The 15,131-nt window shown below is 63.7% G+C and carries 10 protein-coding genes, 1 tRNA gene and 1 pseudogene; 9 read left to right on the top strand and 3 right to left on the bottom strand.

Annotated features, from left to right (window positions below; translation table 11 throughout):
* Nucleotides 1–3 precede the first annotated feature (3 nt).
* Nucleotides 4–1,029 carry a tRNA (adenosine(37)-N6)-threonylcarbamoyltransferase complex transferase subunit TsaD gene (tsaD, locus tag IAE34_RS16180; RefSeq protein ID WP_200139972.1) on the bottom strand — a complete coding sequence of 342 codons (1,026 nt, stop codon included), beginning with the start codon at nucleotides 1,027–1,029 and terminating at the stop codon, nucleotides 4–6.
* Between the two features lie 204 nt (nucleotides 1,030–1,233).
* On the opposite strand from tsaD, the gene rpsU reads away from it, so the two are divergent.
* The 5 genes and pseudogenes from rpsU to IAE34_RS16205 all read left to right on the top strand — a co-directional run bounded on the left by rpsU (nucleotide 1,234) and on the right by IAE34_RS16205 (nucleotide 8,591).
* Nucleotides 1,234–1,449, top strand: coding sequence for a 30S ribosomal protein S21 (rpsU, locus tag IAE34_RS16185; RefSeq protein ID WP_003255575.1), 216 nt, complete (start codon nucleotides 1,234–1,236; stop codon nucleotides 1,447–1,449).
* Nucleotides 1,450–1,669: 220 nt separating this feature from the next.
* Nucleotides 1,670–3,652 (top strand): DNA primase, encoded by a 1,983-nt coding sequence (gene dnaG / locus IAE34_RS16190; RefSeq protein WP_200139973.1) that lies wholly within the window; start codon nucleotides 1,670–1,672, stop codon nucleotides 3,650–3,652.
* Between the two features lie 67 nt (nucleotides 3,653–3,719).
* On the top strand, nucleotides 3,720–5,570 hold the full coding sequence (gene rpoD / locus IAE34_RS16195) for an RNA polymerase sigma factor RpoD (RefSeq protein ID WP_200139974.1): 1,851 nt from the start codon (nucleotides 3,720–3,722) through the stop codon (nucleotides 5,568–5,570).
* A 363-nt stretch (nucleotides 5,571–5,933) separates the two neighbouring features.
* Nucleotides 5,934–8,498 (top strand): annotated as a pseudogene (locus IAE34_RS16200) (sensor domain-containing protein); the annotation flags it as partial.
* A gap of 16 nt (nucleotides 8,499–8,514) precedes the next feature.
* Nucleotides 8,515–8,591, top strand: a tRNA-Ile gene (locus IAE34_RS16205).
* 255 nt (nucleotides 8,592–8,846) lie between these two features.
* Here IAE34_RS16205 and vapC read toward each other — a convergent pair.
* Both vapC and vapB read right to left on the bottom strand, forming a co-directional pair.
* Nucleotides 8,847–9,260 (bottom strand): tRNA(fMet)-specific endonuclease VapC, encoded by a 414-nt coding sequence (gene vapC, locus IAE34_RS16210; RefSeq protein WP_442793203.1) that lies wholly within the window; start codon nucleotides 9,258–9,260, stop codon nucleotides 8,847–8,849.
* Nucleotides 9,247–9,477, bottom strand: a complete 231-nt coding sequence (gene vapB, locus IAE34_RS16215; RefSeq protein WP_200139975.1) for a type II toxin-antitoxin system VapB family antitoxin — start codon at nucleotides 9,475–9,477, stop codon at nucleotides 9,247–9,249. The genes vapC and vapB overlap by 14 nt, the downstream gene beginning before the upstream one ends.
* A 154-nt stretch (nucleotides 9,478–9,631) precedes the next feature.
* Here vapB and IAE34_RS16220 point away from each other — a divergent pair, with 154 nt between their 5' ends.
* From IAE34_RS16220 to pqqF, 4 genes are all read left to right on the top strand, one after another.
* Nucleotides 9,632–10,087, top strand: coding sequence for an Lrp/AsnC family transcriptional regulator (locus IAE34_RS16220; RefSeq protein WP_200140066.1), 456 nt, complete (start codon nucleotides 9,632–9,634; stop codon nucleotides 10,085–10,087).
* 164 nt (nucleotides 10,088–10,251) lie between these two features.
* The gene (locus IAE34_RS16225) at nucleotides 10,252–11,934 is read left to right on the top strand and encodes a flavin monoamine oxidase family protein (protein WP_200139976.1); all 1,683 of its coding nucleotides are present in this window, start codon (nucleotides 10,252–10,254) and stop codon (nucleotides 11,932–11,934) included.
* Between the two features lie 18 nt (nucleotides 11,935–11,952).
* On the top strand, nucleotides 11,953–12,747 hold the full coding sequence (locus IAE34_RS16230) for a carbon-nitrogen hydrolase family protein (protein WP_200139977.1): 795 nt from the start codon (nucleotides 11,953–11,955) through the stop codon (nucleotides 12,745–12,747).
* Between the two features lie 42 nt (nucleotides 12,748–12,789).
* On the top strand, nucleotides 12,790–15,126 hold the full coding sequence (pqqF, locus tag IAE34_RS16235; protein ID WP_200139978.1) for a pyrroloquinoline quinone biosynthesis protein PqqF: 2,337 nt from the start codon (nucleotides 12,790–12,792) through the stop codon (nucleotides 15,124–15,126).
* Nucleotides 15,127–15,131 lie beyond the last annotated feature (5 nt).

Genomic DNA, 15,131 nt, shown 5'->3' on the forward strand with positions numbered 1-15,131 from the left:
CGTTCACAAGGGCGGCAGTTGCTCCATCGGCCACCGTGCCTGCACGCTGATGGCCAGGTCCTGGCGCTGACCTGCCAGCAGGCGCTGGCAACCCGCGTAGGCGATCATTGCGCCGTTGTCGGTGCAGAACTGCGGGCGCGCGTAATAGACGTTGCCACCCAGCCCCTCGAGCATGCTTTCGAGCGAAGCGCGCAGCGCCTTGTTGGCGCTCACGCCGCCGGCGATGACCAGACGCTTGAGGCCGGTCTGCTTGAGCGCGCGCTTGCACTTGATGGTGAGCGTCTCCACCACTGCCTGCTGGAACGCCAGCGACAGGTCGCAACGGGTCTGCTCGCTGTCGTCTCCGGCCGCGCGGCATTGCTGCCAGGTGTTGAGCGCGAAGGTCTTCAGGCCACTGAAGCTGAATTCCAAGCCGGGACGATCGGTCATCGGGCGCGGGAACACGAAACGCCCAGGCGTACCCTGCTCGGCCAGACGGGCGATCTCGGGACCGCCAGGATAATTCAGGCCGATCAGCTTGGCGGTCTTGTCGAACGCCTCGCCCGCCGCGTCGTCGAGGCTTTCACCGAGCAGTTCGTACTGGCCGATGGCATCGACCCGCACCAGCTGAGTGTGACCGCCGGAGACCAGCAGGGCGACGAAAGGGAACTGCGGCGGCTGCGCTTCGAGCATGGGCGCCAGCAGATGGCCCTCCATATGGTGCACGCCAATCGCCGGAACACCCCAGGCGAAGGCCAGTGCCTGGGCACAGGAAGCGCCGACCAGCAGCGCGCCGACCAATCCGGGGCCGGCGGTGTAGGCGATGGCACCGATATCGGCGGCGACATGGCCGGATTCGGCGAGCACTTCGCGGATCAGCGGCAGCATGCGCTTGACGTGATCGCGCGAGGCGAGCTCGGGCACGACCCCGCCGTACACCCGGTGCAGATCGATCTGGCTGAACAGCGCGTCGGCCAACAGGCCGCGCTCGCTGTCGTATAATGCGACTCCAGTTTCGTCGCAGGATGTTTCCAATCCCAGTACTAGCATGGGTCCGTGCCTTGTGGAGGCTGAATGCGAAGCCGCGCATTCTAGTCGCCGTGCCGGGTGCCGACCAGCGGTTTTCGATCAGAGGCTTTGCATTCCGCTCTACTAAGGGTTAACATCCGCAACCCTTGAAAACTGACGTTCTCCAGCACACCTTTGTTTTGCCAGGAGCACGTCCACCCCGGTAATGAATTAAGGTAGCCCTGGATGCCAGCCGTCAAAGTTAAAGAGAACGAACCCTTCGACGTAGCTCTGCGTCGTTTCAAGCGCTCCTGCGAAAAAGCCGGTGTACTGGCTGAAGTTCGTAGCCGCGAGTTTTACGAGAAGCCGACTGCCGAGCGCAAGCGTAAAGCGGCTGCTGCCGTCAAGCGTCACGCCAAGAAAGTCCAGCGCGAACAGCGCCGCGCCGTTCGCCTGTACTGATACAGACGTTCTACGCAAAGCTTCTGCCCAGCCCGGCCTCGTGCCGGGCTAATGGCAGTTGTAGATCCCAATCCCAGGCCAAGCGCCTCGGAAGCCCCGGCTAGCGCCAACGGGCACGCACTCCAGGCTTCACCACTACACGCCCGATGCGGCAGGTGAACCACACACGCATCCGCCATTACGCGATTAGACTTGCCAGTAGCCAGATAACGAGACTGCCATGGCCGGGCTGATTCCTCAAAGCTTCATCGATGACCTGCTCAACCGTACCGACATCGTCGATGTGGTGAGTTCGCGCATCCAGCTGAAAAAGACCGGCAAGAACCATTCGGCCTGTTGCCCGTTCCACAAGGAAAAAACCCCGTCCTTCACCGTCAGCCCTGACAAGCAGTTCTACTACTGCTTCGGTTGCGGCGCCGGGGGCAACGCCCTGGGCTTCATCATGGACCACGACAACCTGGAGTTTCCCCAGGCGGTCGAGGAACTGGCCCGCGCCGCCGGCATGGAAGTGCCGCGCGAAGAAGGCCGGCGTGGCCAGAAACCCCGCCAGCCCACCGATTCCCCGCTGTACCCGCTGCTCGAAGCGGCGGCCGAGTTCTACCGCCAGGCGCTGCGCAATCATCCGACGCGCAAGGCCGCGGTCGACTATCTGAAGGGCCGCGGCCTGTCCGGCGAGATCGCCCGCGACTTCGGCCTGGGGTTCGCCCCACCGGGCTGGGACAACCTGTTCAAGCACCTGGGCGCCGATACCCTGCAACAGAAGGTGATGATCGACGCCGGCCTGCTGATCGAGAATGCCGACAGCGGCAAGCGTTACGACCGCTTCCGCGACCGGGTGATGTTCCCCATCCGCGACAGCCGCGGCCGGGTGATCGCCTTCGGCGGTCGGGTGCTGGGCGATGACAAGCCCAAGTACCTGAACTCGCCGGAGACCCCGGTGTTCCACAAGGGCCAGGAGCTGTACGGGCTGTTCGAAGCGCGCAAGCACAACCGCAACCTGGACGAGATCATCGTCGTCGAGGGCTACATGGACGTCATCGCCCTGGCCCAGCAAGGCCTGCGCAATGCCGTGGCCACCCTCGGCACGGCGACCAGCGAGGAGCACCTCAAGCGTCTGTTCCGGGTGGTGCCCAACGTACTGTTCTGCTTCGATGGCGACCAGGCCGGCCGCAAGGCCGCCTGGCGGGCATTGGAGGCCGCCCTGCCGACACTGCAGGATGGCCGTCGTGCGCGTTTCCTGTTCCTGCCCGAGGGCGAGGATCCGGACACCCTGGTGCGCGCCGAGGGCACCGATGCGTTCCAGGCCCGCATCCACCAGCACGCGCAACCGCTGGCGGACTACTTCTTCGAGCAGTTGAGCAACGAGGCCGATCCGCGCTCACTGGAAGGCAAGGCGCATATGGCGACCTTGGCCGCACCGTTGATCGAAAAAATTCCGGGCGTCAATCTGCGTCAGCTGATGCGTAACAGGCTGAAGGAAATTACCGGGCTCGACGTGCAGCAGATGGAACAGCTGGCGCAGCAGACACCGCCCCCCAGCGTGCCCGACTACGACCCAGGCTATGACTACGATGCCATGGCCAGCTACACCCCCGACTACAGCGAACAGCATCACGACTACGGCCAGACGCATCACGAACAGCGGCCCTGGACGCCCACCAAGGGCGGCACCAAGAAGCCCTGGGATGGCAAGGGCAAGCCGTGGGACAAGCAGCGCAAGGGCGGTCGCGGCTGGCAGCGCGACGAGGCCCCGCCACGTACCCCGGCGCCCGTGGAGCCCCCGGCGCTCGCGGCGTTGCGCACCCTGCTGCACCATCCGCTGCTGGCCGGCAAGGTCGAGGATGCCAGCCATTTCGCCGCCGAGGAACACCTCTACAGCCAGTTGCTGGTGGCCTTGATCGAAGCCGTACAGAAAAATCCTGGTCTAAGCTCCATGCAGCTGATCGCGCGTTGGCACGGTACGGAACAGGGCCGGCTGCTGCGAGCCCTGGCGGAGAAGGAATGGCTCATCGATGCCGACAACCTTGAACAACAGTTTTTCGACACCATTACTAGCTTGTCCGCTCGTCAGCGCGAGCGAAGCTTGGAACATCTGCTGCGAAAAGCCCGTCAAAGCGAGCTGAGCACCGAGGAAAAATCCCAGCTGCTCGTCTTGTTGAGCAGGAATGTTCCCGCACAAACCCCGACCTCATCTGGCGCGTGAGGTCCATGCTTTGGTATAATCCTCGGCTTGTTTTTTGCCCGCCAAGACCTTCAGTGGATAGGGTGTTATGTCCGGAAAAGCGCAACAGCAATCTCGTATCAAAGAGTTGATCACCCGCGGTCGTGAGCAGGGCTACCTGACTTACGCGGAGGTCAACGACCACCTGCCCGAGGATATTTCAGATCCGGAGCAGGTGGAAGACATCATCCGCATGATCAACGACATGGGGATCAACGTATTCGAGAGTGCTCCGGATGCGGATGCCCTGCTGTTGGCGGAAGCCGACACCGACGAAGCGGCGGCCGAAGAAGCCGCAGCCGCGTTGGCCGCAGTCGAGACCGATATCGGCCGCACGACCGACCCTGTGCGCATGTACATGCGTGAAATGGGTACGGTCGAGCTGCTGACCCGTGAAGGCGAGATCGAAATCGCCAAGCGTATCGAGGAAGGCATCCGTGAAGTCATGGGCGCCATCGCCCACTTCCCGGGCACCGTCGATCACATCCTCGGCGAATACGACCGCGTGACCACCGAGGGTGGCCGTCTGTCGGACGTACTCAGCGGCTACATCGATCCTGACGACAATATCGCCGCACCGACCGAGGAAGTGCCAGTTCCTGGCGCCAAGGCCGCTGCCGCGAAGGAAGAGTCCGACGAAGAGGAAGAAGAAAACGCCGAGGGCGACGAAGAGGAAGAGACCGAGAGCGGTCCGGACCCCGTCGTCGCCGCCCAGCGTTTCGGTGCGGTCTCCGACCAGTTGCAGGCCACCAACAAGGTCGTGAAGAAGCATGGTCGTGGCGGCAAGGAGAGCGTTCAGGCACTGCAAGCCCTGGCTGATCTGTTCATGCCGATCAAGCTGGTGCCCAAGCAGTTCGACGGGCTCGTCGAGCGTGTGCGCGGTGCCCTGGATCGTCTGCGCCAGCAGGAACGCGCCATCATGCAACTGTGCGTGCGTGACGCACGCATGCCGCGTGCCGACTTCCTTCGTCTGTTCCCGAGCAACGAGACCGACCAGACCTGGAGCGGTGACCTCGCCAAGCGCAGCACCAAGTGGGCTGCTGCCCTGGGTGAGAAGGACGCCGCGATCGTCGCTTGCCAGCAGAAGCTGATCGACCTCGAGACCGAGACGGGCCTGACCGTCGCCGAGATCAAGGAAATCAACCGCCGCATGTCCATTGGCGAGGCGAAAGCCCGTCGCGCCAAGAAGGAAATGGTCGAGGCGAACCTGCGCCTGGTGATCTCCATCGCCAAGAAGTACACCAACCGGGGCCTGCAATTCCTCGACCTGATCCAGGAAGGCAACATTGGCCTGATGAAGGCGGTGGACAAGTTCGAATACCGTCGTGGCTACAAGTTCTCGACCTACGCCACCTGGTGGATTCGCCAGGCGATCACCCGCTCGATCGCCGACCAGGCGCGCACCATCCGTATTCCGGTGCACATGATCGAGACGATTAACAAGCTCAACCGTATCTCCCGCCAGATGTTGCAGGAAATGGGTCGCGAACCTACTCCGGAAGAGCTGGGTGAGCGCATGGAAATGCCTGAGGACAAGATCCGCAAGGTGCTGAAGATCGCCAAAGAGCCGATCTCCATGGAGACGCCGATCGGCGACGACGAAGATTCGCACCTGGGCGACTTCATCGAGGACTCGACCATGCAGTCCCCGATCGACGTGGCCACGGTCGAAAGCCTCAAGGAAGCCACGCGTGACGTGCTGTCGGGTCTTACCGCCCGCGAAGCGAAAGTGTTGCGCATGCGTTTCGGCATCGACATGAACACCGACCACACCCTCGAGGAGGTCGGTAAGCAGTTCGACGTGACCCGCGAGCGGATTCGTCAGATTGAAGCCAAGGCCCTGCGCAAATTGCGTCACCCGACGCGCAGCGAGCATCTGCGCTCCTTCCTCGACGAGTGATGACCAACCCCCGGCCCAGGCCGGGGTTTTTCTTGGCGCAGAAGAAAGCGACAGGCGAACTGTCACATTCGTCGGCGCCCTCTAGCCCGGCAGGTCTACACTCGAATCAGTCCCCTGGATCGAGAGTTCGCCATGCCCTTGCTGCCGGCACTTGTGCTGCCGCTTCTGCTGATCTGCAATACGTCTGCCAGCGCCCTACCCGCCCCCGAGACCGCCGCCGCTCCCGACCCCACTACCGTCAATGGCGCGCAAGCGCCCACTGCGGATGCAGGCCAGGGCCAATCCGCACTGCTAGTCGAGCCTTCATCGAGGGAGGGAGATGCGGGCCATGGGGACCCGCCCGCCTGGCGTAGTTCGTTGACGTATGGTTTGCCAGCGCTGACCATCGTCCTGGCCATTCTCTTCGCCATGCTGCGAATCAACCGCCGGCTCAGCTCGGAAATTTCCCGACGTATCGGCCTCGAGCAGGAACTGCGCAGCAGCGAGTACCATTACCGCGGCCTGATCGAAAGCCTGTCGGCGGTGGCCTGGGAGGCTGACGCCAGCGATTTCACCTACAGCTATGTCTCGCCCCACGCCGAAGACCTGCTGGGCTATGCGCAGCGTGATTGGTTGAGGCCGGGCTTCTGGCGCAGCATTCTGCACCCTGACGATGCGCCCTGGGTGCAGCGCCACTGTGACGAAGAAACAGCGGCCGGGCGCGACCACAGCCTGGATTATCGGGTGATACGAGCCGACGGACAGCCGTTGTGGGTACGCAACATCGTCAGCATCATCGGCCACGGCCCCAGGCCCCTGGTGCGCGGCCTGATGATCGACATCAGCGAAACCAAGCGCACCGAGGAAGCGTTGCGCCTGTCCGAGCAGAAGTTCGCCAAGGCCTTCCATGCCTCGCCCGATGGCTTGCTGCTTTCGCGTCAGCGCGACGGCCTGTTGCTGGAGGTGAACGAGGGCTTCCGGCGCCTCACCGGCTACGACATCGATCCCAGCCTCGATCAGACCAGCCTGGACCTGGGCATCTGGGCCGACCTGGACGAACGTGCGCGGCTGGTCGAGCGGCTCGGCCGCGACGGCTTCGTGCGCGACTTCAGCTGCCACATACGCCGCCAGGATGGTCAGATCCGTCTGTGCGAGGTGTCCGCCCGTCCGCTGCCCATCGGCGATACCGACTGCATGCTGACGATCACCCGGGACATCACCGAGCGCCACCTGATGCAGGAGAAACTGCAACTGGCGGCCACGGTGTTCGAAAACACCGCCGAGGGCGTGCTGATCACCGACCCCGAGCAGCGTATCAGCGCGGTCAACCGGGCCTTCAGTGAAATTACCGGCTACAGCGAACTGGAGGCCCTGGGCCAGACGCCCCGGCTGCTCGCGTCCGGCCAGCACGACAGCGCGTTCTACGCCGCGCTGTGGCATCAGCTCACCGCCGAGGGCCACTGGCAGGGAGAGATCTGCAATCGACGCAAGAATGGCGAGCTGTATCCCAGCTGGCTCACCATCAGTGCGGTACGCAATCGCGACCGGGCGATCAGCCACTTCGTCGCGGTGTTCGCCGACATCTCCAGCCTCAAGCATGCCCAGGCCGAGCTCGACTACCAGGCCCATCATGACCCGCTGACAGGCCTGCCCAACCGGTCGCTGTTCGAAAGTCGTCTACAGGCGGCGCTGACCAGTGGTCAGTCGCCCAATCGGCAGGGCGCCGTGCTGTTTCTCGACCTCGACCGTTTCAAGCACATCAACGACAGCCTGGGCCATCCAGTGGGCGACCTGCTGCTCAAGGGCATCGCCCAGCGGCTCAAGGAGCAGGTACGCGACGTCGACACCGTGGCGCGCCTGGGCGGCGATGAGTTCATCATCCTGCTGCCCGGCCTGCATCGGCCGTGCGATGCCAGTGCGATCGCCTGCAAGCTGCTGGCCTGTTTCCACGCGCCGGTGCAGGCCGGCGAACACGAATTCTTCACCAGCGCCAGCATCGGCATCAGTCTTTACCCGCAGGATGGCAGCGACGTCGCCACCTTGATCCGTAACGCCGATGCGGCCATGTACCGCTCCAAGGCCAAGGGTCGCAACCGGGTCGAGAGCTACACCCTGGACCTGACCGCCCAGGCCAGCGAACGGATCCTGCTGGAACACGAACTGCGCCGTGCGCTGGAGCGTGACGAGCTGTCGCTGTATTACCAGCCCAAGTTCAGCCTCAGGACCCAGGCACTGGTGGGCGCCGAAGCGCTGGTGCGCTGGAATCACCCGACCTTTGGCGAAGTGCCGCCGGAGCAGTTCATCCAGCTGGCGGAGGAAAACGGCAGCATTCTGCAACTGGGCGACTGGGTGCTGGAGCAAGCCTGCCGGCAAATGCATCACTGGAAACAGGCCTATGCTCCCTTCGGGCCCCTGTCGATCAATCTGGCCGGTGCTCAGTTGCGCCAACCGAACCTGGCGCAGCGCATCCGGCAGTTGCTGCAGACCTATCGACTTCACGCAGGCGACCTGCAACTGGAGATCACCGAGAACTTCATCATGAGCCAGGCCGAGGAAGCGCTGACCGTCCTGCATCAGCTCAAGGCGCTGGGCGTGCAGCTGGCGATCGACGACTTCGGCACCGGCTATTCGTCGCTGAGCTACCTCAAGCGGCTGCCGCTGGACATCCTCAAGATCGATCAGTCCTTCATCCGCGGCCTGCCCGACGACCCGCACGACGCCGCCATCGCCCGGGCCATCATCGCGCTGGGACGCAGCATGCAGCTGACGGTGATCGCCGAAGGGGTGGAGACAGAGGCTCAGGAGCGATTCCTGGCGGGGGAAGGCTGCGAACAGATCCAAGGCTACATCGTCAGCTTGCCGTTGCCGCCAGACCGGTTCGCCGAGCGCTTCCTGTGTATAGCACCAACGGATCTTTCGGATGGCACCGATGGCCAACCCTCGTTATAATCCTGGCCGACCTCTGGGGCCTATAGCTCAGTTGGTTAGAGCAGAGGACTCATAATCCTTTGGTCCACGGTTCGAGTCCGTGTGGGCCCACCAATTCGAAAGCCGCGCATTGCGCGGCTTTTGCGTTTTGGAGATGCACGTCCGAGTCCACCGTCAAAGTCGCTCGTTTCCCGGAAGCTCGCGCCGTCACGGGTCGTGAGCCGAATAGCACCCATTATTCGGCTCACCAAATGAGCCGAATAATGGGTGCTATTCGGCTCAATGGCTCTCCTCGCCTAGCGAAAAGCGTAGTCTGCTTCCTACCTTCTCATGTCCGGCGCGCCGTCAGATCCCTCAATCGCCTGCATTTCACTCACCTACCCAATCCACGACCCTCAAGCCGGTTACGCGTTCGAACTCCCGGCGGTTGTTGGTAACGATGATCAGACCTCTGGACCGAGCGTGCCCTGCGATCATCTGATCGTATGGGCCAATTTGCCTGCCCGCTTTGGCAAGCTCGGCGCGAAGCTGGCCGGTGTGCGCGGCGGCAGCGGAGTCATAATCGAGTACGTCCAGGCGCGCGGCGAACGCCTCGACATTGGTCAGGTTGCGCTCCGGGTTGGATGACTTTTCCGCCTGGGAAATAAGCCCCATCAAAGCCAGCAGGCTGATGCACATCAGCACCGTGATCTCGAATGAAGCCCTCCCAGCATGTCGAAGGCAGTTCCTGATCGTGAAGGTGCATGGGTAGCAGACATGAACCTGAGCCTCAGAAAGACTCACGCTCCTGCTTCGAAGGCTGACCTCGCTTGGTCATGAAATCTTCGGTCACACCTTCGCTATCGAAACCGCTATCCCACGATTCACCAGCAGGCGTGATGATTCTGGCCTGCCCCAATACGAAGGTGTCTACTCGTTTGACGTCGTTACGTAGCGCGACGGCCTTGGGAAGTCTGGCGGCGTTACTACGCTTACTCTGAAAAATCGAACCTTGGTCCATGACTTTCTCCCCAGATTATGGAGCACGGTGATACCCGCCAAAGGATAGGCTAAGGGGTTACAGCGGAGAAGTCGCTGCCAAGCCGCTCCACAGCGATTGATCACCCCAGAAACCCTCGGGATAATCAATGCCATCCATCTCCGACGCCTACCCCATGCCCAACAGCCTCCCCCTGGACAACATCGACCGTCAGCTCATCGCGCTCCTGCAAATCAACGCCCGCGAGAGCGTGGCGACGCTCGCTCGTCAGTTGGGCATCGCGCGGACCACGGTCACCTCCCGCCTGGCGCGGCTGGAGAAGCACAAGGTGATCACCGGCTACGGGGTGCGTCTGGGCCAGCGCCTGACCGGCGGAGGGTTGCAGGCCTATGTGGGGATCAAGGTGCAGCCGCGCGCCGGGCGCGAGGTGGTACGGCGGCTGTCGGGCATGGGGCAGGTACAGCAGTTGTGTGCGGTGAGCGGGGAATTCGATTACGTCGCCTGGCTGCTCAGCGACTCGTCGGAGCAGCTCGACCAGTTGCTGGACCAGATCGGCAGCCTGGAAGGCGTCGAGAAGACCACAACCTCGATCATTCTCAGCAGCAAGGTCGATCGCCGCGGCGCGGTGTGAATCGGTCATTTTGCGCAGGGAACCCGTCATTAAGACGAGAATCAAGCTATTACGACGACGGTATTGATCTTAATAGCGAGCGTCGCTTGCGTTTAAAATGACCGCCAGTCACTTCCTAACTCAGGCTCCGCATCTCTGCGCAGCCGCTCTGGCAAGGTCATCCGATGAACAAGAAGAACCGCCACCCCGCCGACGGCAAGCCGCCGATCACCATCTTCGGGCCAGATTTTCCGTTCGCCTTCGATGACTGGCTGGAACACCCGGCCGGATTGGGCAGCATTCCGAGCGAGCGACACGGTGAAGAGGTGGCCATCGTCGGCGCAGGCATCGCTGGCCTGGTGGCGGCCTACGAGCTGATGAAGCTGGGACTCAAGCCGGTGGTCTACGAGGCGTCCAAGCTCGGCGGGCGGCTGCGCTCGCAGGCGTTCAACGGCACCGATGCCATCGTCGCCGAACTGGGTGGCATGCGCTTTCCGGTGTCGTCCACGGCCTTCTATCACTATGTCGACAAGCTCGGCCTGGAAACACGGCCGTTCCCCAACCCGTTGACGCCGGCTTCACCGAGTACGGTGATCGATCTGGAAGGCCAGACCTACTACGCCGAGACGCCTGCCGATCTGCCAGCGATGTTCCATGAGGTGGCCGATGCCTGGGCCGACGCGCTGGAGGATGGCGCGCGCTTCGGTGAAATCCAGCAGGCGATTCGCGAGCGTGACGTGCCGCGCCTGAAAGCCTTGTGGGACAAGCTGGTGCCCCTGTGGGACGACCGCACCTTCTACGACTTCGTCGCCACCTCCAAGGCCTTCGCCAAGCTGAGCTTCCAGCATCGTGAGGTATTCGGCCAGGTCGGCTTCGGCACCGGTGGCTGGGATTCGGATTTTCCCAACTCGATGCTGGAGATCTTCCGGGTGGTGATGACCAACTGCGACGATCACCAGCACCTGGTCGTCGGCGGCGTGGAGCAGGTGCCCCAGGGCATCTGGCGGCACGCGCCGGCACGCGCGGCGCACTGGCCGGCGGGCACCAGCCTGAAATCACTGCACGGTGGCGCGCCGCGTGCCGGGGTCAAGCGTATCGCCCGCGCCAGCGACGGGCGCCTGGCGGTGACCGACACCTATGGCGATTGCCGGCATTACGCGGCAGTGCTAACCACCTGCCAGAGCTGGCTGCTGACGACGCAGATCGACTGCGAGGAATCGCTGTTCTCGCAGAAGATGTGGATGGCCCTGGACCGTACGCGCTACATGCAGTCGTCGAAGACCTTCGTCATGGTCGACCGTCCGTTCTGGAAGGACAAGGACCCGGAAACCGGGCGCGACCTGCTGAGCATGACCCTCACCGATCGCCTGACCCGCGGCACCTACCTGTTCGACAACGGCGACGACAAGCCGGGAGTGATCTGCCTGTCGTACGCCTGGATGAGCGATGCGCTGAAGATGCTGCCGCACCCTACCGAAAAACGCGTGCAACTGGCACTCGAAGCACTGAAGAAGATCTACCCGAAAACCGACATCGCCGGGCATATCATCGGTGACCCGATCACCATTTCCTGGGAAGCCGACCCCTATTTCCTCGGTGCCTTCAAGGGTGCGCTGCCGGGTCACTATCGCTACAACCAGCGCATGTACGCGCATTTCATGCAGCAGGACCTGCCGACCGAGCAACGGGGCATCTTCATCGCGGGCGACGACGTGTCCTGGACACCGGCCTGGGTGGAAGGCGCGGTGCAGACTTCGCTGAATGCGGTGTGGGGTATCATGAACCACTTCGGGGGCAAGACCCACGCGGATAACCCAGGCCCTGGCGACGTATTCGCCGAGATCGGCCCCATTGCCCTGCCCGACTGACCGCTGGAGGAATTGCCCATGCGCATCGCCCTGTGCCAGGACCTCCCAGGCCCATTGGATGTACTCGGCAATCTTCAGCGCCTGCACGCTCGGGCGCGGCATGCCGCCGTCCAGGGCGCGCGGCTGCTGGTGTGCCCGGAGATGTTCCTGACCGGCTACAACCTGGGCGCGCAGGCCGTGCAGCGCCTGGCCGAGCCGGTGGCGGGGCCTTCGGCCGATGCGGTGAAGGCCATCGCCCGCGAGCAGGGCCTTGCGATCGTCTACGGCTACCCGGAGCGCAGCGAAGACGGTGCGATCTTCAACAGTGTGCAGTTGATCGATGCCCAGGGCCGCAGCCTGTGCAACTACCGCAAGACGCATCTGTTCGGCGAGCTGGACCGCTCCCAGTTCAGCGCTGGCGAGCAGCTTTGCCCGGTGGTGGAGCTCGATGGCTGGCAGGTCGGCCTGCTGATCTGCTACGACATCGAATTCCCCGAGAACGCCCGGCGTCTCGCACTGGCGGGCGCGCAATTGATCCTGGTGCCGACGGCCAACATGGCGCCGTATGATTTCGTCTGCCAGGTCACGGTGCGTTCACGCGCCCAGGAAAACCAGTGCTACCTGGTGTATGCCAACTATTGCGGGAGCGAAGGCGAACTCCGCTACTGCGGGCAGAGCAGCATCGTGGCGCCGGATGGCAGCCTGCTCGCCCTGGGCGGTGACGCGCCCTGCCTGTTGCTGGCCGACATCGAGCACGCGCAGGTGCAGACGGGGCGCGAGGCATTTCCCTATCTGGACGACCTTCGCCAGGACCTTCACGGCGTTCGTGACTGACAGGCGCAGGCTGCGGCCAGGCAAATGCGCTAGCATGGCGTCATGACCGACCTTCTGCGCACCCTCACCCTGGACAACGGCGTGCACTTGACCCTGCGTCACGCGCCACGTCTCAAGCGCAGTGCTGCGGCGCTGCGCGTCCATGCCGGCAGCCACGACGCGCCGCCCAAATGGCCGGGGCTCGCGCACTTTCTCGAACACCTGTTCTTTCTCGGCACGGCGCGCTTCCCGCTCGAAGACGGGTTGATGCGGTATGTGCAGAGCGTCGGCGGACACGTCAACGCCAGCACCCGCGAACGCACCACCGACTTCTTCTTCGAAGTGCCGACGACCGCGCTCGACTCGGCGCTCGAGCGCCTGTGCCAGATGCTCGCCGAGCCGGACCTGGGGCTGGAACGCCAACGGCGCGAGCGCGAGGTGATCCACGCCGAATTCATCGCCTGGTCGCGCGATGCCGATGCGCAGCACCAGTATCGCTTGCTGCAAAGCGTGTCGCCGCGACACCCCCTGAGCGGCTTTCATGCCGGCAATCGCTACAGCCTGACCCTGGCCGACCCCGCCTTTCAGCGCGCATTGGAGGATTTTCACACGCGCTTCTACCACGGTGGACAGATCAGCCTCAGCCTCTGCGGGCCGCAATCGCTCGACGCACTGGAGACAGTGGCTCGGCGATTTGCGCAGTGCCTGCCTGGCGGCGAAACACAGGTACGCGTCGCGCCGCCTGCACTGCTGCAGCGTGCCTTGCTCGAGCCTACGGCTGCGGGGGGGCGCCTGGACCTGCTGTTCGCCCATGAGCGGCTGCCGCCCGGCGCGGAACCTGCGCTGGAGTTGCTGTGGTCATGCCTGAGCGACAGCCGTCCCGGCGGTTGGCTGGACCACGTGCGCGGGCGCGGCTGGGTCCGCGGCTTTCACACTGAGAAGCTGTACGCCTACGCCGGACAGCTGCTGTGGCACCTGCGCTTGCGCGTGCATGACCAGGTCCCGCTGGATGAACTCAAGGCCTCGCTGCACGATTGGCTGGCCGGCTTGCGCCAGGCTGACCTTCAGGCCCTCAATCGACAGTTCGGCCAATTGCAACGCAGCCGAGAACGCGCGGCGAGCGCCTTGGAGCTGGCGCGGCGAGACAGTGCCGGCATGCCGTTCGCGGCGCTCGATGATCATGGGCTGATCGCGCTGCAGGCGCTGCTCGAATCGCTACCGGCGGGCGCCCCCGGCGCCCGATGCGCCCCGCTCGACGAGCCCCTGCTCGACCCCCGATTGCCGGAGGCTCGGGACGTGGGTGGGACCGAGGTGTGTCGCAGCGATGCCTTGCCCAGCACACGCGACTTCGCCACGCTCTACCTGCGGTGGCAGGCAGACACGCCGCTGGGCGAGCCGTTCTACCAAGTGCTCTCACAGGCCTTGTTGCCGGTGGTCGAGCGGGCGCAGCGTGCGTCGCTGCAACTGGATTTCAGCCGCAGCGCCGGGCACTGGCAACTGCGTTGCGCCGGCATGCCGGCAGCGGTGATTCGCGGCACGGCGCTGGCACTGGACATCCTTCGACGGCCGCCAGCAGCGCTGTTCGACTCGCCGTTACAGGACGATCCGCCACAGATGCCAATTCGTGCACTGCTCAAGGCGCTGCCGGATGCACTGCTCGCGCGAGCAGAGTCACCCGCGATGAAAAATGGCTGGGATCAGGCCAGGCTCGACCTGCTCTGGAGCGGTACGACCCGCACTGGCCTGGCGCTGGGTTTCGATACCCAGGGACACGCGGCGCTGAGCGCCATGTTGATGCAGGCACCTGGCCGACCTTCAGCGATTGCGTCGCCTCATGCCCACGGTTTCGGTCGGCGCTGGCTGCATTGTCCGACATCAGGCAGCGAACATGCCCTGCTGCTGTTCTGCCCGGTGCCCGCCTGCGCACAGGGCGCCGGGCGCCTGCTTGCCCAGGCGTTGCAGGGGCGTGTCTATCAGCGTCTGCGGGTAGAGTTGCAACTGGGGTATGCGGTGTTCAGCGCCTTTCACCAGGTCGAAGGACTGGGCGGGCTGCTGGTCGGCGTGCAGTCTCCCGACACCTCACCGGCAAGGATTCTCGAGCACCTGATGGCTTTGCTGGAAGAGGGGGTAGTGCTCGATGCGCAGGAACGGGACCGACTGGCGGCACGATTCACCGAGCCGGCGATGCCCAACGCCGAAGTGGCTGAGTGGGCTTGGCAGACATATCTGGCTACAGAGCCATCCGACCTTTCCTACCTGCGTCAGTCTATTCTCGAAACGGATCAGTTCATGCTCGAACGATTGCTGAAAAGCCTGCTCAATGCGGAGCACGGCTGGCTATGCCTGGCCACCAGCGAGGCACCGAGCGACGGCTGGCAGGTCGATGACCGGCACGCCTGAGCGCG

The organism is Pseudomonas sp. S30 (assembly GCF_016518545.1).
Taxonomy (GTDB): domain Bacteria; phylum Pseudomonadota; class Gammaproteobacteria; order Pseudomonadales; family Pseudomonadaceae; genus Aquipseudomonas.